The organism is Kitasatospora sp. NPDC127060 (assembly GCF_042724935.1).
In the GTDB taxonomy this organism is placed as follows: Bacteria; Actinomycetota; Actinomycetes; order Streptomycetales; family Streptomycetaceae; genus Kitasatospora.
Window position 1 is genome coordinate 16,738 of the sequence record NZ_JBHXEG010000091.1, and the last position, 16,989, is coordinate 33,726.

General features: G+C 73.3%; 16 protein-coding genes. 7 read left to right on the plus strand and 9 right to left on the minus strand.

The features are described from left to right. Nucleotides 1-12 precede the first annotated feature (12 nt). Nucleotides 13-1,179 (minus strand): SchA/CurD-like domain-containing protein, encoded by a 1,167-nt coding sequence (locus ACFWIS_RS34450; protein WP_380463437.1) that lies wholly within the window; start codon nucleotides 1,177-1,179, stop codon nucleotides 13-15. A 303-nt stretch (nucleotides 1,180-1,482) separates the two neighbouring features. Here ACFWIS_RS34450 and ACFWIS_RS34455 point away from each other — a divergent pair, with 303 nt between their 5' ends. Beyond that, nucleotides 1,483-3,108, plus strand: coding sequence for an FAD-dependent oxidoreductase (locus ACFWIS_RS34455; RefSeq protein ID WP_380463439.1), 1,626 nt, complete (start codon nucleotides 1,483-1,485; stop codon nucleotides 3,106-3,108). 61 nt (nucleotides 3,109-3,169) lie between these two features. Here ACFWIS_RS34455 and ACFWIS_RS34460 read toward each other — a convergent pair whose 3' ends face one another. Beyond that, on the minus strand, nucleotides 3,170-4,828 hold the full coding sequence (locus ACFWIS_RS34460; protein ID WP_380457154.1) for an APC family permease: 1,659 nt from the start codon (nucleotides 4,826-4,828) through the stop codon (nucleotides 3,170-3,172). A 456-nt stretch (nucleotides 4,829-5,284) separates the two neighbouring features. On the opposite strand from ACFWIS_RS34460, the gene ACFWIS_RS34465 reads away from it, so the two are divergent. Further along, nucleotides 5,285-6,133 carry an EamA family transporter gene (locus ACFWIS_RS34465; protein ID WP_380457152.1) on the plus strand — a complete coding sequence of 283 codons (849 nt, stop codon included), beginning with the start codon at nucleotides 5,285-5,287 and terminating at the stop codon, nucleotides 6,131-6,133. Between the two features lie 102 nt (nucleotides 6,134-6,235). Next, nucleotides 6,236-6,484: a hypothetical protein gene (locus ACFWIS_RS34470; RefSeq protein ID WP_380457150.1), complete on the plus strand. Its 249-nt coding sequence runs from the start codon at nucleotides 6,236-6,238 to the stop codon at nucleotides 6,482-6,484. A gap of 10 nt (nucleotides 6,485-6,494) precedes the next feature. Here the strand turns inward: ACFWIS_RS34470 and ACFWIS_RS34475 are convergent, their stop codons facing one another. Both ACFWIS_RS34475 and ACFWIS_RS34480 read right to left on the minus strand, forming a co-directional pair. After that, nucleotides 6,495-6,824, minus strand: a complete 330-nt coding sequence (locus tag ACFWIS_RS34475) for a hypothetical protein (RefSeq protein WP_380457148.1) — start codon at nucleotides 6,822-6,824, stop codon at nucleotides 6,495-6,497. Next, entirely contained in the window at nucleotides 6,821-7,147 is a 327-nt protein-coding gene (locus tag ACFWIS_RS34480; RefSeq protein ID WP_380457146.1) for an SAV_915 family protein, read from the minus strand. The genes ACFWIS_RS34475 and ACFWIS_RS34480 overlap by 4 nt, the downstream gene beginning before the upstream one ends. A 412-nt stretch (nucleotides 7,148-7,559) precedes the next feature. On the opposite strand from ACFWIS_RS34480, the gene ACFWIS_RS34485 reads away from it, so the two are divergent. After that, nucleotides 7,560-9,779, plus strand: coding sequence for an NADP-dependent isocitrate dehydrogenase (locus ACFWIS_RS34485; protein ID WP_380457144.1), 2,220 nt, complete (start codon nucleotides 7,560-7,562; stop codon nucleotides 9,777-9,779). A gap of 75 nt (nucleotides 9,780-9,854) precedes the next feature. On the opposite strand, the gene ACFWIS_RS34490 is transcribed toward ACFWIS_RS34485, so the two are convergent. Both ACFWIS_RS34490 and ACFWIS_RS34495 read right to left on the minus strand, forming a co-directional pair. Beyond that, a complete protein-coding gene (locus tag ACFWIS_RS34490; protein ID WP_380457142.1) occupies nucleotides 9,855-10,493 on the minus strand; it encodes a YdcF family protein in 639 nt (212 codons plus the stop codon). Between the two features lie 99 nt (nucleotides 10,494-10,592). Beyond that, a complete protein-coding gene (locus tag ACFWIS_RS34495; protein ID WP_380457160.1) occupies nucleotides 10,593-11,597 on the minus strand; it encodes a cytochrome c oxidase assembly protein in 1,005 nt (334 codons plus the stop codon). A gap of 201 nt (nucleotides 11,598-11,798) precedes the next feature. Between ACFWIS_RS34495 and ACFWIS_RS34500 the strand changes: the two genes are divergently transcribed. Beyond that, nucleotides 11,799-12,764 (plus strand): NAD-dependent epimerase/dehydratase family protein, encoded by a 966-nt coding sequence (locus tag ACFWIS_RS34500; RefSeq protein ID WP_380457140.1) that lies wholly within the window; start codon nucleotides 11,799-11,801, stop codon nucleotides 12,762-12,764. On the opposite strand, the gene ACFWIS_RS34505 is transcribed toward ACFWIS_RS34500, so the two are convergent. Further along, on the minus strand, nucleotides 12,753-13,967 hold the full coding sequence (locus tag ACFWIS_RS34505) for an RNA polymerase sigma factor (RefSeq protein ID WP_380457138.1): 1,215 nt from the start codon (nucleotides 13,965-13,967) through the stop codon (nucleotides 12,753-12,755). The genes ACFWIS_RS34500 and ACFWIS_RS34505 overlap by 12 nt on opposite strands. Beyond that, nucleotides 13,964-14,335, minus strand: a complete 372-nt coding sequence (locus ACFWIS_RS34510) for a YciI family protein (protein WP_380457137.1) — start codon at nucleotides 14,333-14,335, stop codon at nucleotides 13,964-13,966. The genes ACFWIS_RS34505 and ACFWIS_RS34510 overlap by 4 nt, the downstream gene beginning before the upstream one ends. Before the next feature lie 257 nt (nucleotides 14,336-14,592). On the opposite strand from ACFWIS_RS34510, the gene ACFWIS_RS34515 reads away from it, so the two are divergent. Next, nucleotides 14,593-15,336 carry a 3-oxoacyl-ACP reductase family protein gene (locus ACFWIS_RS34515; protein WP_380457135.1) on the plus strand — a complete coding sequence of 248 codons (744 nt, stop codon included), beginning with the start codon at nucleotides 14,593-14,595 and terminating at the stop codon, nucleotides 15,334-15,336. A gap of 139 nt (nucleotides 15,337-15,475) precedes the next feature. Continuing rightward, on the plus strand, nucleotides 15,476-16,378 hold the full coding sequence (locus tag ACFWIS_RS34520) for a UTP--glucose-1-phosphate uridylyltransferase (protein ID WP_380457158.1): 903 nt from the start codon (nucleotides 15,476-15,478) through the stop codon (nucleotides 16,376-16,378). 4 nt (nucleotides 16,379-16,382) lie between these two features. Here ACFWIS_RS34520 and ACFWIS_RS34525 read toward each other — a convergent pair whose 3' ends face one another. Then, nucleotides 16,383-16,886 (minus strand): DinB family protein, encoded by a 504-nt coding sequence (locus ACFWIS_RS34525; RefSeq protein WP_380457133.1) that lies wholly within the window; start codon nucleotides 16,884-16,886, stop codon nucleotides 16,383-16,385. Nucleotides 16,887-16,989: the final 103 nt, after the last annotated feature.

The following is a 16,989-nucleotide window of genomic DNA, read 5'->3' on the forward strand; positions in this document are numbered from 1 at the left end:
GTTGGCCGGCGGTCAGGCGTTCTGGGAGCTGCGGTCGGTGACCGGGCTCATGGCACGGGCGGCGAGGAACGCGCTCAGGCCCGCGACGGTGCGCAGGTCGCCGGCCGCTCCGAGGTCGAGCAGCGGGGCGAGTTCGGCCGCCTCCTGGTCGCCGGCCACGCCGAGCGCGGCGGCCGGTTCGGCCTCGGCCGGCACCCGCAGGTCGACCAGGCGCACCACGGTGTCCTCGCGCTGGAACACGGTGGCCGCCGCGACCGGGCCGGTCGGGTCGGCGGTGGCGAGGTTGTCGTGGTCGAAGAGAAGCTCGGCGACTGCCTGGCCGCGGCCCGGGCGGACGGGGTAGAGCACGGCGTGCCGGTGCAGCCGCCCGGAGGCGGGGGAGCTGGCGATCGCCTGGTGCCGGGCGGGCAGCGCCGCCTTGGCGAAGAAGGCGCGGGCGGACTGCGGGTCGCCCAGCTGGCGGGCCTCCTCCAGGTGCGGGTTGAGCTCCTCCTCGACCGCCCGCACCTCGGGCTGCATCGCCACGTGGCGCAGCGCGTCGCCGAGGTTGCCGACCACCTCGACGGCCCGCACCACCCGGTTGCCGTGCATGAACAGCGAGGTGCGGCGCAGCCGGGTGTGCTCGTCCACCTCTGCCCGGGGCGAGGTGTAGCCGGACAGGATGCGGGCCACCTCGGCCTCGCTGCCGGGCTTGACCGTGAAGGTCAGCGCGTGGCGCACCACGCCGTCCGGGCCCGGGTCGGCCCGCGGCGGGCCGACGTGCCCGGCGGGCTCGCTGCGCGGCAGGCCGGGCGGAACCTCCATCGGGGCCCGGGTGCCGGTGGAGCCGGCCGCCGAGGTCTCGCGCAGGACGGCGTAGCGCAGCGAACGGAAGTTGTCGCTGACGCAGCCGTGCATCGGCTTGACCATCTCGCGGTGGGCGGGGCTGTCCACCCACTGCAGGAAGGTCTCCTGGTCCTCCCACTCGCTGGTGATCAGCCACTGGCGGGGGTCGTTGATGGACTGGCACAGCTGGTCGCTGACATGGCCGGGGACCGAGGCGACCTGGTGGCGCAGCTGCTCGTAGACGTCGAGGAAACGCTGCTGGGCGCCGTCCTGGATCTCCAGCATCAGCACCACCCTCAGTCGGGTGTCGGAGTCTTCGTGCTGCTTCGGCTGCGGTTCGGACAGAGTTGTCATGATCCACTTTCTGCTCTTGGCCGCACGCGGCGGGCCGTGACGGCCGCGTCCGGCGGGTGCTCCCGGCCGGTGGGAGGGAGGTGCGGTGGCGGTCGGCCCGGGCAGGCGGCGCCAGGCCTGAGGTCGATCGTGAGCGGCCGACCGGGCGCGGCGCGAGATTTGCGAGCCATCCGGGCGAAGCGGCGGCACAGTCCCCCTCGGGCGGGGGATGGAAGAGCGGGGCCCCCGGCTGAGCGGGCCCGTCGAGGGCGGTGCCGAGCCAGTCGCCGGGCCGCGGAATCCCCTTACAGGGTGGAGCAATTGATGAATCCGAAGGTTGACGAGCGGGTGCCGGTCCTGATCGTGGGCGGCTCCCTGGTCGGGTTGTCGGCGGCGCTGTTCCTCGGGCGGCTGGGTGTCCGGCACCTGCTGGTCGAGAAGCACGCCGACACCTCGCATCACCCGCGCGGGCGCGGCAACAACGTCCGCACGATGGAGCTGTACCGGGTGGCCGGGATCGAGCCGGCGGTCCGCGAGGCGGCCTCGGTGCTGGCCCCGAACCACGGCATCCTCCAGGCACCCTCGCTGACCGGCGAGGAACAGGAGTGGCTGTTCCGGGAGATCGACCCGGGCGGCCGGCTGGCCCGGTTCAGCCCCAGCGCCTGGTGCCTGTGCAGCCAGAACGACCTGGAGCCGGTGCTGCTGCGGGCGGCCCGCGAACTCGGCGGCGACCTGCGGTTCAGCACCGAACTGGTCTCCTTCGAGCAGGACGCCGACGGTGTCACCTCCCTGCTGCGCAGCCGGGAGACCGGCGAGGAGCGGGTGGTGCGCTCGGAGTACCTGATCGCCGCGGACGGCCCGCGCAGCCCGGCCCGGACCCGGCTCGGCATCGGCCAGACCGGCAAGGGCGAGCTGTTCCACAACGTCAGCATCACCTTCCGCAGCAAGCGGCTGGCCGAGGTGGTGGGCGACCGGCACTTCATCGCCTGCTACCTGACCGCCCCGGAGGCGGACGGCGCGCTGCTGCCGGTGGACAACCAGTCCGAGTGGGTCTTCCACGCGCCCTGGCACCCCGAGCACGGCGAGCCGCTGGAGGCCTTCACCGACGAGCGCTGCGAGCGGCACATCCGCACCGCCGTCGGCCTGCCCGAACTGGACGTCGAGGTGACCGGCAAGGCGCCCTGGCACGCCGCCGAACGGGTCGCCGAGCGGTACGGCGCCGGGCGGGTCTTCCTCGCCGGGGACTCCGCCCACGAGATGTCCCCGACCGGCGCGTTCGGCTCCAACACCGGAATCCAGGACGCCCACAACCTGGCCTGGAAGCTGGCCGCCGTCCTCTGCGGCTGGGCCGGCCCCGGCCTGCTGGAGACGTACGGGCAGGAGCGCCGCCCGGTCGCCGAGGTCACCGGCGAGCGGGCCTCGGCCCGCTCCGCCGAGCACAGCCACCCCGGCTACGCGGTGGTCCCGGGCGTCGGCCGGCAGGCCGGGGTGCTCGCGGTGGCGCTCGGCTACCGCTACCCGCGGGGCGCGGTGCTCGGTACGGACCGGCACGGACCGGTCGTCCCGGAGGCGTTCGAGTCCGCGGGCGAACCGGGCAGCCGGGCGCCGCACCAGTGGCTGCTGTGCGCGGGGGTGCGGCTGTCCACGCTGGACCTCTACGAGCAGGCGATGGTGCTGCTCACCGACCCGGAGGGTACGGCCTGGCAGCAGGGCGCCCGGCGGGCGGCCGACCGGCTGGCCGTGCCGCTGGACGCCTACCGGATCGGCGACGGCGCCGAGGACGACCTGGCCCCGGAGCCGGGCACGGACTTCGCCGCCCTGCACGGCATCGGCCCGGGCGGCGCGCTGCTGGTGCGCCCGGACGGCTTCGTCGCCTGGCGCTCGCCGGGCCCGGTGGCCGACCCGGAGGCCGAGGTCGAGGCCGCGCTGCGGGCGGTGCTGGACCTGTAGCGGAACGCGGCAGGGCCCGCCGGACGGGTGTCCGGCGGACCCTGCCGCGTGTTCGGAGGGATCAGTGGCCGCCCGCGTCGACCACCTCGACGTCGGCGACCTCCCGCTCGATCTCCTCGGCGGGCAGCGCGACCCGGATCGCCCAGTAGTAGATGACCAGCGAGAACACCGAGACGAGCGCCATGTCGTACCACATCGGGATCCGGCCGGTGCCGTCACCGAAGCCGCCCTGCCAGGAGATCAGGCCGAGGCCCAGCAGGTAGACCGGCAGCCACTGGGCGGCCTTCCAGTTCAGCCGCGGCGCGTTCGGCAGGCCCTTCTTGATCGCGTACGCCGCGTAGCTGCCGAGCAGGGCGTAGCCGAGCACGATGGCGATGCCCAGGCGGGACAGGGTCTGCCAGCCGGCCCAGTAGATGATCAGGCTGGAGACCACGAAGGCAGCCGGGGAGATCACGGCGCCCAGCGGCAGCCGGTAGGAGCGCTCCCGGTCGGGCAGCCGGCGGCGCAGGGCGCCGAAGGCCAGCGGGGCGCCGGCGTACATCAGCACGCTGGCGGAGGTGATGAAGCCGACCAGCTCCTGCCAGCTGGGGAAGGGCAGGAAGCAGATCACGCCGGTCACGAAGGAGATGATCAGGCCGAACCACGGCACGCCGTTCTTGTCCAGCTGCTCGAACTTCTGCGGGGCGTAGCCGTTGCGGCTCAGGCCGTAGGAGATCCGCGAGGTGGAGGTGGTGTAGATCAGGCCGGTGCCGCCGGGGGAGATCACCGCGTCGACCTTCAGCACGTAGGACAGCCAGCCGAGGCCGACCAGGGTGGCCAGACCGGCGAAGGGGCCGTCGATGCCGGGGAAGTCGAGCTTCGCCCAGCCGTTGGCGAAGGCGCTGACCGGCAGCGCGCCGATGAAGACGACCTGGAGCAGGGTGTAGATCAGGGTGCCGATGGCGACCGAGCCGAGCACCGCGCGGGGGATGTCGCGCTTGGGGTTGCGGCTCTCACCGGCGATCTGGATGGCCTGCTCGAAGCCCAGCAGCGCGAAGATGATGCCGCTGGTGCTGATCGCGGCCAGCACGCCCTTGGCGCCGAACGGGGCGAAGCCGTGCGAGGTGAAGTTGGAGCCGTGGAAACTGGTGATCGCCAGCAGGAAGATCGTGAGCAGAGGAACGAAGATCTTCAGCCAGGTGGCGATGCTGTTGGTCCGGGCGAGGATCTTCACGCCGAGGAAATTGACCGCGACGAATACCGCCATCAGCACGGTCGCGACGATGAACCCGCTGGTGGTCAGGGTCTTGTCGGCGTTCAGCAGTCCGCCGGCCCAGGGCGAGTCCTTGGCGTAATTGATCATGGCCTCGACCTCGATCGGTGCCACGGTGGCCGCCTGGAGCCAGGAGAACCAGCCGAAGGACATGCCGGCCAGGCCGCCGAAGGCGTAGTGCGGGTAGCGCGCGGTGCCGCCCGAGACCGGGAAGAGTCCGCCGAGCTCGGCGTGCACGAGCGCGAGCAGCACGATCGCGACGGCGCCGATGCCCCAGGAGATGACGGCCGCCGGTCCGGCGGCGGTGACGGCGCTCTTCGCGCCGAAGAGCCAGCCGGAGCCGATGATCGAGCCGACCGAGGCCCACATGAGGCCGACGAGTCCGACGTGGCGCTTGAGCGACCGGTGGGTGGTCCCGGTGGTGCCGGAGCTCTGGCCGGGCGGCGAGATCTGGTTGAGGGAAGCCATGGATGATCTCTCTGTGTGTGGGGGCTCCGGGGTGGGCGGAGCGCGGAGAGTTGCCACACAGTAGGGCTATTCATAGACCTCTGCACAGATTTCATTGCTGAATGTTTACTTTCTTTGCCAGATATCCGTGCAGGTAGGGGGCCTTCTGTTCATGGGCGTGTTACGTGACTCGTCAGTAGGTTCACCATTTGAGCGTGAATTGAGCTTCGCTATCCGGTCGGGCATTATGGATCGCCCACGTGTTTATAGGGATGACGTATCCCGCATAGCCATGCCGTGGGCCGCCCGTCGTAGGCTGGTCCCGTGCGTTTCGTGATCCTCCCGCCGCCGGTCCGCTAGCGGGCGGCCCCCTCACCTGACCCGGCCGAGCGGGAGAGCCCGCCGGCGCCGGGGCGATGGCTGCCGCCCGCGTACCCCGCGGACCAGAACCGGCGAACCATCGTGGAGCACCGACGCATGACCTCCTGCACCGCCGTGCCCTTCCGGCACGGCCTGTTGTCCATTTCCGCCGCCGCCGTCGCCTGGGGGGTGGGCGGAGCCGTGGCCGCGCTCCTGATGCGCACCAGCGGGCTCGGCCCGGTGGCCGTCTCCTGCTGGCGCTTCGGCGTCGCGGCGCTCTGCGTGGCGCTGCTGCCCTCGGGTCGGGAGCGCGGCACCCGGCGCGGCGCCGCCGTGCTCACTGGCCTCGGGCTGGCCGTCAGCCAGTGCGCCTACTTCGGCTCCGTGCACTACGCGGGCCTGGGGCTGGGCACCCTGATCACCATCGGCGCCGGGCCGGTGCTCACCAGCCTCGGCGGGCACCTGCTGCTCGGCGAGCGCCTCACCCGGCGGGCGGTGGCCGCCGTGGCGCTCGCCCTCGGCGGGCTCGCCCTGCTGGTGGCGGCGCCGGCCGCCGGGCCGCGCCCGGCCCTGGGCGTCGCCCTGGCGCTGCTCGCGGGGACCGGCCAGAGCACGCTGACCCTGTGGGCCCGGGGCGGCGGCTCGGCCCGGGCCGGCACCGGCGCCTTCGTGACCGGGCTGCTCTGCCTGCTGCCACTCGCGGTGCTGCAGGGCGTGCTGCCGAGCGCCGGGCGGCCGGTGCTGACCGGGGGAGCGCTGCTGTTCCTCGGGACGGTGCCGACCCTGCTCGCCTACCGGTGGTACTTCAGCGGGCTGACCGCCGTGCCGGGCACCACCGCCTCGGTGCTGGTGCTGCTGGAGCCGGCCACGGCGGCGGTGATCGGCGCGTGCTGTTCCTCGGCGAGCGTTGCACGGCCGGGCTGGTGGCCGGTTCGGTGCTGCTGTTGGCCGCGATCGCGGCCCTGACCCGGTCGTCGTACCTGTCGTAGCCCGCGGGGTGCGGCGGGGTGCACCCGGGCGGGCGAGCTGTGGTCGCCGGGTGCACGCCGCCGTGCTGTCGTGGGCCGCATGAAGAGCTCACGCGCGGCCCGGGTGGCCGTCACGACCGCGATCGCCGTCCTCCTCGTCGCCGGTGCCGCGGCTCCCGCACCGGCGGCGGGGGCCGCGCGGCGCGACGTCACCGCCGCGACCTGCCGGGCCGCGGGCGGGCACGTCGAGGGCAGTGGCTACTGCGTGGACGCCAGCGGGGAGGACGCCTGGGGCGCGGAGATCGACGGCCAGGCGGTCAATCCCAACCCCCGCCCCGGGTTCGAGTGATCCGCCCGGCTCACGGCACCGGCCGGAGCGTCACCGGCGCCGGGGTCAGCGTCCGCAGCACCAGGTCGATCCGGACCTTGGCCGCGCCGGCCCGCAGGATGGCGGCGGCGACCGCCCGCAGCTCCTCCGGGCCGGTGCAGGCGAGGCGCAGCTCCAGATCGGCGTCCCCGGCGAGCGCCAGGCCGCTCTGCACGGCCGGGAACTCAGCGGCCAGCCGGTCGAAGTCGAGCGGGACCGGCCCGTGGCTGATCCGGGCGATCGCGTGCAGCGCCCGGACCTGCTCGGTACGTCCCGGAGCGGGGTCGAACCCGCCCGGGACGAGCTGTAGCGGGGCCGTCACCGGTGCTGGAGGTGGGCGGTCGGGGCCGGGGCGGGGGCCGCGGCCGGGGTGGCGCCGGGCGTGACGGCGGTGGCGACGGGCGGGGCGACCAGGCCCGGGTCGAGCACCAGGGTGTCGACGCCGAGCGGGCGGGTGAGGTCGCGCAGGGCGGCCTCGGCGAGTTCGGTGTGGGCCTGCGCGGGCCCCAGGAGGGCGGTGAGCGCGTCGGGGCTGGAGAATCCGACCGCGCAGCGGCTGCCGTCGCGCATGCGGAAGAGGCGGAGGGCGGCGGTGCTTCCGGTGCCGGTGGTGGTGACCGGAACGTGCCAGACGACGCAGGCCATGCGGGTGCTCCCGGGTGGGGTGGTGGTGGCTGCCGGAACTGCTTGCCTCGACGCTAGGTCGGGTCCTGCCGGACGTCGCCGGTCCTGACGCAGCGTTGACCGAATGAGGTGGTGCGTTGACGCACTCCTGACACCCGGCTCACCCGATTGGACTACGCCAGTCCCGCGCCGGCCCGAACTCGGCCGGAACGGGGCCGTACATCCGCCCCAACCCCGCCCGTCCCGTACGGCCCGGGAGCGCTCCGCTTGCCATCCGGCGCGCTCCGGACCACGGTGGATCCGGCCGCCGGTGCCCGCTGTGCGGGCCCCGGATCCGGCCGGCGCACCGGGCAGGGGCGGGGGGAGGTGGAGCGAGGGGCCCGGGACGAGATATCTTGACGTCAAGACGTTGGAGACGTGAAGCGGAGTACCGATGACTGACTCGACCATCATCTATACGCACACCGACGAGGCTCCGGCCCTGGCGACCTACTCGTTCCTGCCGGTGGTCCAGGCGTACGCCTCGACGGCGGGTGTGCGGGTGGAGACCCGTGACATCTCCCTGGCCGGGCGGATCATCGCCAGCTTCCCGGAGCGTCTGACCGAGGCCCAGCGCATCGGTGACGCCCTGGCCGAGCTCGGCGAGCTCGCCAAGACCCCGAGCGCCAACATCATCAAGCTGCCGAACATCTCGGCCTCGGTGCCGCAGCTGAAGGCCGCCATCGCCGAGCTGCAGGCCCAGGGCTACGCCCTGCCGGACTACCCGGACGACCCGCAGAGCGACGAGGACAAGGACGTCCGCGTCCGCTACGACAAGGTCAAGGGCAGCGCCGTCAACCCGGTCCTGCGCGAGGGCAACTCGGACCGCCGCGCCCCGCAGTCGGTCAAGAACTACGCCAAGACCCACCCGCACCGCATGGGTGCCTGGACCGCCGAGTCCAAGACCAACGTCGCCACCATGGGCGAGAACGACTTCCGCTCCACCGAGAAGTCCGCCGTGATCGCCGCCGACGGCGCCCTGCGCATCGAGCTGCTCGGCCAGGACGGCACCACCACCGTCCTGCGCGAGAAGGTCCCGGTGCTGGCCGGCGAGGTCGTCGACGCCTCGGTGATGCGCGTCGCCGCCCTGAACGAGTTCCTGGCCGCCCAGGTCGCCCGGGCCAAGGCCGAGGGCGTGCTGTTCTCGGTGCACCTCAAGGCCACCATGATGAAGGTCTCCGACCCGATCATCTTCGGCCACGTGGTCCGCGCCTTCTTCCCGAAGACCTTCGCGGCGTACGGCCAGGCGCTGGCCGCCGCCGGTCTGAACCCGAACAACGGCCTCGGCGGCATCCTGGCCGGTCTGGACGCGCTGGAGAACGGCGCCGAGATCAAGGCCTCCTTCGAGGCCGAGCTGGCCGAGGGCCCCGCCCTGGCCATGGTCGACTCGGACAAGGGCATCACCAACCTGCACGTGCCGAGCGACGTCATCGTCGACGCCTCGATGCCGGCCATGATCCGCACCTCCGGCCACATGTGGGGCCCGGACGGCCAGGAGGCCGACACCCTCGCCGTGCTGCCGGACAGCAGCTACTCCGGCGTGTACCAGGCCGTCCTCGACGACTGCCGCGCCCACGGCGCCCTGGACCCGGCCACCATCGGCTCCGTCCCGAACGTCGGTCTGATGGCCCAGAAGGCCGAGGAGTACGGCTCCCACGACAAGACCTTCGAGATCGACGCGGCCGGCACCGTCCGCCTGGTCGACGCCGAGGGCAACGTGGTGCTGGAGCAGGCCGTCCAGCCCGGCGACATCTTCCGCGCCTGCCAGACCAAGGACCTGCCGATCCAGGACTGGGTCAAGCTGGCCGTCACCCGCGCCCGCGCCACCGGCGACCCGGCCGTGTTCTGGCTGGACGCCGAGCGCGCCCACGACGCCGTGCTGATCGAGAAGGTCAAGGCCTACCTCCCGCAGCACGACACCACCGGTCTGCAGATCGAGATCATGTCCCCGGTCGAGGCCACCACGTTCTCGCTGGAGCGCATCCGCCGCGGCGAGAACACCATCTCGGTCACCGGCAACGTGCTGCGCGACTACCTGACCGACCTGTTCCCGATCCTGGAGCTGGGCACCAGCGCCAAGATGCTGTCGGTCGTCCCGCTGATGGCGGGCGGCGGCCTGTTCGAGACCGGCGCCGGCGGCTCCGCCCCGAAGCACGTCCAGCAGCTGGTCAAGGAGAACTACCTGCGCTGGGACAGCCTGGGCGAGTTCTTCGCGCTGGCCGCCAGCTTCGAGCACCTGGCCTCCACCACGGACAACGCCCGCGCCCAGGTGCTGGCCGACACCCTGGACCGCGCCACCGGCACCTTCCTCAACGAGGACAAGTCGCCGAGCCGCCGCCTCGGTGGCATCGACAACCGCGGCAGCCACTTCTACCTGGCCATGTACTGGGCCCAGGAGCTGGCCAAGCAGACCGCCGACGCCGAGCTGGCCCAGGCCTTCGACGGCCTGGCCAAGGCGCTGACCGAGCAGGAGAAGGCCATCGTGGACGAGCTGATCGCCGTCCAGGGCTCGGCCGTCGACCTCGGTGGCTACTACCAGCCGGACCCGGCCAAGGCCGCGGCCGTGATGCGCCCGTCGAAGACCTTCAACGAGGCCATCGCCAACCTCGGCTGACGCCGATCGGTTCGATGCACCGGGAGGCCCCCGGGTCCGTTCGCCGCGGACCCGGGGGCCTCTCCGCGTGCGCCGTCAGGCCAGTCCGAGCAGCACGCCGGTGCCGGTGAGCAGCAGCAGGGCGGCGCCGTTGGCGCGCGGCAGCGCGAGCGCCGTGCCGACCGCCTCGCGCAGCAGCTGGTACGGGCCGTGGGCGAGCGGTCCCTCCGCGCCGAGCAGCCGGGCCGGGGCGCCGGCCCGGCGGGCGGCGAGGGCGGAGCGGACGGTGTGGAAGCCGCTGGTGACCACGGTGCAGCGGTAGCCGGGGTGCTCCGCGGCCATCAGGGCGGCGCTGAACCGCAGGTTCTCCGCGGTGTTCACGGCCCGCTCCTCGCGCCGGATCCGCTCGGCCGGGACGCCCCGGGCGAGCAGGTAGCGGGCCATCGCGCCGGCCTCGGTGCACTCCTCGTGCGGGCCCTTGCCGCCGGTCACCAGCAGCAGCGGCGCGTGCCCGGCGGCCTCCTCGGCGGCGAAACGTTCCAGCGCGGTGTCCAGCCGGGCCCTGAGGGTGGGAGCGGGCTCGCAGCCGTCCAGCGCGGCGCCCAGCACCACCAGGTAGTCGGCCCCGGCGGGCACCGGCCGACGGCACTGGAGCAGCGCCCAGCCGAGGAAGCCGAGCAGCCAGAGCAGGACGTACCCGCCGAGCAGTACGGCGGGGAGGAACAGGGCGTGCATACCCCTCGAACGCCCCCGGCCGGACCACCGTTCCGGAACATGACGGAGCCCACGTCCGCCGGGGAGGACGTGGGCTCCGGGGGTGCTGCGGGGCCGGGCTCAGCCGGCGTCGGCCGCCGGGGCGGCGGGGGCGGCGGCGGGTGCTGCGGCGGCCGGGCGAGGGCCCTTCTTGTGCAGCGAGGCCAGGTAGGCGTTGTACGCCTCCAGCTCGGCGTCGCCGCTGCGCTCCTCGGCGCGGTCCCGGCGGCGGGCCTGCCGCTGCTCGGAGCCCATCCACTGGTAGACCAGCGCGATCAGCACGATCGCGGTCGGGATCTCGCCGAACGCCCAGGTGATGCCGCCGGCCAGCTTCTGGTCCTCCAGCAGGTCCGTCCCGGGCGGTGAGCCCTGGACGGTGAAGGTGGTCACCAGCGGGTGGCCGGCCATCATCACCGCCACGCCGAAGAAGGCGTGGAAGGGCATCCCCATGAACAGCTCGATGATCCGCATCACATGGCCGGGGCGGTGCGGGCCCGGGTCCACGCCCATGATCGGCCAGAAGAAGGTCAGACCGGTCATGAGGAAGTGGACCATCATGAAGATGTGCCCGAGGCGGTACTGCATCAGGAAGTCGAACGCCGGGGTGAAGTAGACCCCGTACAGGCTCGCGATGAACATCGGGATGGTGAACGCCGGGTGCGAGATCACCCGGACGTACCGGCTGTGCAGCAGCGCCACCAGCAGTTCGCGCGGACCGCGCGGCCGGCCCTTGCCCGCCGGGCGCAGGGCGCGCAGCGCCAGCGTGATCGGGGCGCCGAGCAGCAGCAGGATCGGCGTCAGCATGGACAGCACCATGTGCTGGATCATGTGCGCGCTGAACAGCACCATGCCGTAGTCGTTCAGCCCGCTGCAGGTGACCAGCAGCAGGCTGGCGACGCCCGCGACCCAGCCGACGACCCGGCCGATCGGCCAGCGGTCCCCGCGCCGGTACAGCCGGACCACGCCGACCAGGTACAGCGCCAGCGCGACCAGGCCGCCGAGCAGGAACACCCAGTCCGGGGACCAGGTCCACACGTTGGAGAGGCTGAACGGCCCCAGCGGGGCCATCCCGCCGTGGTGGTGCATTCCTGACATTCCGTCGCCCATCGGCGGGTCCCGCTTTCCGTCCTCGTGGTCCCTGGTGGGGGTCCGGTTCGCCCGTTTTGCTTGGCATACAGCCTAGGTGGGCCTTACCCCGGCCGTACCGGCGCCCCCTCCGTACGGGTGGCTACGGGTGGGCGGCACGCTGGCTAGACTGACCGGCCGGTCGGCAGGGAGGAACCAGGCATGGCAGCGCCACAGCGGCCCGGGGCACGGACCGCGGTCGCGCTCACCGGGGCGACCGGCTTCATCGGCTCCGCCGTGCGGGCGGAGCTCGCGGCCCGCGGCATCCCGGTGCGGGCGCTGGTGCGCGGGGAGCCCGTCGCGGACGGGCACACCGGCTGGGTGCCCGGCGACCTCGCCGACCGGGCCGCGCTGGACCGGCTGTGCGCGGGCGCCGGGGTGCTGCTGCACCTCGCCTCCCGGGTCGGCGGCGGCGCCGAGGAGTGCGCGGCCGTCAACGACCGGGGTGCGGCGGCGGTGATGGCGGCGGCCGCCCGGGCCGGGATCGGGCGGATCGTCCACCTGTCGACCACGGCGGTGTACGGCGAGGGCCCGCACCCGGGCATCGGCGTCGACGAGGTGCCCGCCGCACCGCTGTCCGAGGCCAGCCGGACCCGGCTGCTGGGGGAGGGCCACGCCCTGGCGGCCGGTGCCGTGGTGCTGCGCTCCGCGCTGGTCACCGGAACCGGCGACCGCTGGGTGGTGCCCGCCCTGGTCGAGCTGGCCCGCAGGGTCCCGGGCCGGTGGGCGGGCGGCGACTCCCGGCTCTCCCTGGTGGACCGCGCCGACCTGGCCCGGCTGATCACCGCGCTGGCGCTGGACGCCCCGCCCCCGGCGCCGGGCATCCACCACGCCGCCCACCCGGCGCCGGTCCGCACCGCCGAACTGCTGGCCGCCCTCGCCGGGCTCGGCCTGCTGCCCGCCCCGGACGGCCCGGCGCTGCCCTGGGCGGAGTGCCGCCGGCTGCTCGCCGCCACGCCGGGCCGGGTCTCCGAGCGGCAGTTCGTCATGATCGCCCGCGATCACTGGTACCGCAGCGACGACGTCTGGCGCCTGGCCGCCTGCCCACCCGGCCCGGGGCCGTTGGCCCGCCTGGCCGGGGCGGCGGACTGGTACCGGACGGAGCTGGGCCTGGGCCTAGGCCTGTAGCCGGCGGGCCCGGGCCTCCAGGAAGCGCTGTTCGGCGAGGCTCGCGGTGGCCTTCGCGGCGCGGCGGAAGTGGTCGTGGGCGCCGGGGAGGTCGCCGGCCCGCTCCAGCAGGTGGGCCCGGACGGAGAGCAGCCGGTGGTGGCCGGACATCCGGCGGTCCTGGTCCAGGGCGGCGAGCAGGGCGAGTCCGGCCCGCGGGCCTTCCAGTTCGGCCAGGGCGACGGCGCGGTTGAGGGTGACCACCGGGTTGGGTGCGATCCGCTCCAGGATCAGGTAGAGGGCGTGCACCTGCGCCCAGTCGGTCTCCTCGGCGGTGGCGGCGTCGGCGTGGGTGGCGGCGATGGCGGCCTGGAGCTGGTACGGGCCGAGCCGGGGGCCGGCCAGGGCGGTCCTGGCCAGTGCGGTGCCCTCGTCGAGCAGCGGGCGCTCCCAGGCGGTGCGGTCCTGCTCGGCCAGCGGCACCAGGTCGCCGGCCGCGGTGGTCCGGGCCGCCCGGCGGGCGTGGGTGAGCAGCATCAGGGCGAGCAGCCCGGTCACCTCGTCGTCCTCGGGCAGCTGGGTGTGCACCATCCGGGCCAGCCGGATCGCCTCGCGGGCGAGGTCGGCGCGGTGCAGTTCGCTGCCGGAGGAGGCGGTGTAGCCCTCGTTGAAGATCAGGTAGAGCACGTGCAGCACGACCCCCAGCCGCTCCTCGCGCTCGGCTTCCCCGGGGAGGGCGAAGGAGCTGCCGGCGGCCCGGATCCGCTGCTTGGCGCGGCTGATCCGGGCCGCCATGGTGGCCTCCGGGACGAGGAAGGCGTGGGCGATCTCGGCGGTGGTCAGGCCGCCGACCGCGCGCAGGGTGAGCGCGGTCTGCGAGGCGCCGGTGAGCGCCGGGTGGCAGCACAGGAAGAGCAGCAGCAGGGTGTCGTCGGTGTCCGGCACCTCCTCGGGCACCACCTCGGCGGCCGTGGTCGCGTGCTCGCGCTCGCGGCGGGCCCGGTCGCTGCGGATCCGGTCGACCAGCCGCCGGGAGGCGACCGTCACCAGCCAGCCGCGCGGGTTGTCCGGCACGCCCTCGTCGGGCCACTGCACGGCCGCGGCGAGGACGGCCTCCTGCACGGCGTCCTCGCACCCCTCGAACCGCGCGTACCGCCGTACCAACGTGCCGAGGACCTGCGGCGTGAGGTCGCGCAGCAGGTCCTCGAAGTCCGGTGCTGTCATGCCTCCAAGTGTCCGTCGGAGAACATCACCTGGCGCACCTCGACGCCCAGCCCCTCGACCGCGGCGTCCGGGATCCGCGCGGCCAGCTCGACCGCCCGCTCCTTGCTGTCGCAGTCGACCAGGTAGAAGCCGCCGAGGAACTCCTTGGCCTCCAGGAACGGGCCGTCGGTCACCACCGGCCGGCCGTCCCGCACCGTGACCACGGCGGCCTGGGAGGGGTCGACCAGGGCCTGGGTGACGATCAGTTCGCCGGAGGACTTCAGCTCCTCGATGAACTTCCCGTGGCCGGCGCCGATCGCCGCCTTCTCCTCGTCGGTCAGCGCGTCCAGCACGGCCGGGTTGATGTGCAGGCTGATCAGGAACTTCATCGCGTACTCCTCGTCGTGGGCGGGCCCCCGTTCGGGCCCCTCGGCCGTCGGTCGGAGCCGGGGCCGCCGTCTTGACGTCCCCGGCGGAGAAATCTGCCACGACTTCCCGGCCCGGGACGTCAAGGAGCGCCAGCCCGCTCCGATCGGGCGGTGACACGTTTCCGAGGAGAGGAAGAAAAGGCTTGAACCTGACACCGGTGTCAGGTCCTACCTTGGGTGAGCCACGAACGTGGCAACCACTGACAGGGGGAACGACGATGAGCAGTGACCTGACCGGCAAGGTGGCCCTGGTGACCGGCGGCAGCCGGGGCATCGGCGCGGCGGTGGCCAAGCGGCTGGCGGCCGAGGGGGCGGCGGTGGCGCTGACCTACGTGCGGGCCGAGGAGCAGGCCCGGGCGGTCGTCGGCGAGATCGAGGCGGCGGGCGGCCGGGCGGTGGCGATCCGTGCCGACCTGGTCGAACCGGACGCCGCCGCGCGGGCGGTGGAGGAGACGGTCCGGCAACTGGGCGGGATCGACGTCCTGGTGAACAACGCGGGCTTCCTCACCTACGGCCCGCTCGCCGAGGTGACGGTCGAGGAACTCGACCGGGTGCTGGCCGTCGACATCCGCTCGGTGTTCCTGGCGGCCCAGGCCGCCGCCCGGCACATGGGCGAGGGCGGCCGGATCATCAGCATCGGCTCCTGCTTCAACGGGCGGGTCCCCGGTGCGGACTTCGTCCTCCAGGCGACCGCCAAGACCGCGCTCACCGGACTGACCAGGGGCCTGGCCCGGGAGCTCGGCCCGCGCGGGATCACCGCCACCGTGGTGGACCCGGGCCCGATCGACACCGACATGAACCCGGCCGACGGCGGCTCCGCCGACTTCCAGCGCTCGCTCACCGCCCTGGACCGCTTCGGTGAGGCCGAGGACATCGCCGCCGCCGTGGCCTTCCTGGCCGGGCCCGGCGGGCGCTACGTCACCGGCACCGCCCTCGCGGTGGACGGCGGTTACACGGCCTGAGTGAACGGCCGGTGCGGGGGCCGGCGGTGGCGACCGCCGGCCCCCGGCGGCTGGTAATGATCATGAAGTCATCCTTGGTAGCGTCGGTGGCGGTGCCGCTCAACTGCGGCGCAGCACCATCGACATGAGAGAGCATCACATGGCCCCCAGGACCATCCGCCGAGCCGTCATCCCCGCCGCCGGACTCGGCTCCCGCCTGCTGCCGCTGACCAAGGCCACCCCGAAGGAGATGCTGCCGGTCGGTGACAAGCCGGTGATCGAGCACACCGTGCGCGAGCTGATCGAGAGCGGCATCACCGACATCACCATCGTCGTCAACGGCGACAAGGGCCTCATCCAGGAGCACTTCCGCCCCAACCCGGTGCTGGTCGACCAGCTGCGCCGGGACGGCAAGGCGGCGTTCGCGGACGCCGTCGAGGAGGTGGGGGAGCTGTCCCGCAAGGGGCACATCAGCTACCTGTACCAGCACGGCCCGTACGGCAACGGCACCCCGGTGCTCAACGCCGCCCGGCACTTCGGGGACGAGCCCTGCCTGGTGCTGTGGCCGGACGACGTGTTCGTCGCCGAGGTGCCCCGCGCCCAGCAGTTGATCCGGGCGTTCGAGCAGACCAACGCGCCGGTGCTGGCCCTGATGCCGATGGCCCCCGAGGACTCCTACCGCTACGGCGTGCCGGTGGTGAAGGAGGACCTCGGCGGCGGCTCGCTGCGGATCACCGGCCTGGTCGAGAAGCCCAAGCCGGTCGACGCCCCCTCCGCGTACGCCGCCATCGGCGGGTACGTCATCACCCCCGGCATCGTCGACGAACTGCGCGAACTCACCCGCCGCTGGCACGAGAAGCCCGAGGACGAGGTCTACCTGACCGACGCCATCAACGCCTACGCGGCCCGCCGCGCCGTCTACGGGCAGGTCATCGCCGGCACCTGGTACGACACCGGCAATCCGGCCGCCTACCTGCGCGCCCAGTTCGCCGCGGCGCTCGCCAACCCGGAGTTCGGCAGCGAACTGCGCCGGCTGGCGGCCGAGTTGGCGCCGGCGGAGTAGGGCCTCAGCTGCGGTCGTGGTCCCCGGTGGCGCCGTCGGTGAGTTCGCGCAGGATGTCCAGGTGCCCGGCGTGCCGGGCGGTCTCGGTGGTCATGTGGATGAGCACCCAGCGCAGCGAGACCGTCCGGCCCGACCAGGAGGTGCCGGTGTCGTCCAGGCCGAGTTCCGCGATCACCTCGTCGGCGGCGGCCCGGGCGCGGGCGTAGAAGGCCAGCACGTCCGCCGTCGACTCGTGCGGCTCGATCCGCATGTCGGAGCTCTCGTCGGCGTCGATGTCGAACGGCAGCGGGCCGGTCTCCCGGCCGAAGGTCTCGCGGAACCAGCCGAGTTCGGCGCCGCCGAGGTGCTTGACCAGGCCGAGCAGGGTCGTCCCCGAGGGGGTCAGGGGCCGGCGCAACTGCTCGTCGTCCAGGCCCTGGACCTTCCACAGCACCGCGTCGCGGTGCCGGTCCAGCGCCGCGTGCAGGCTTTCCTTCTCTTCGCCGGTGAACGGCACGATCTTGACCATGCGCGGGACGCTAAAGGTTGTCCCGTAACTGGGGCCTGGCGGCTCGCGGCATACTGGCGCTCGTTGATGATCTCGTTCGACTGTGGGGGCGTTCGTGCTTGAG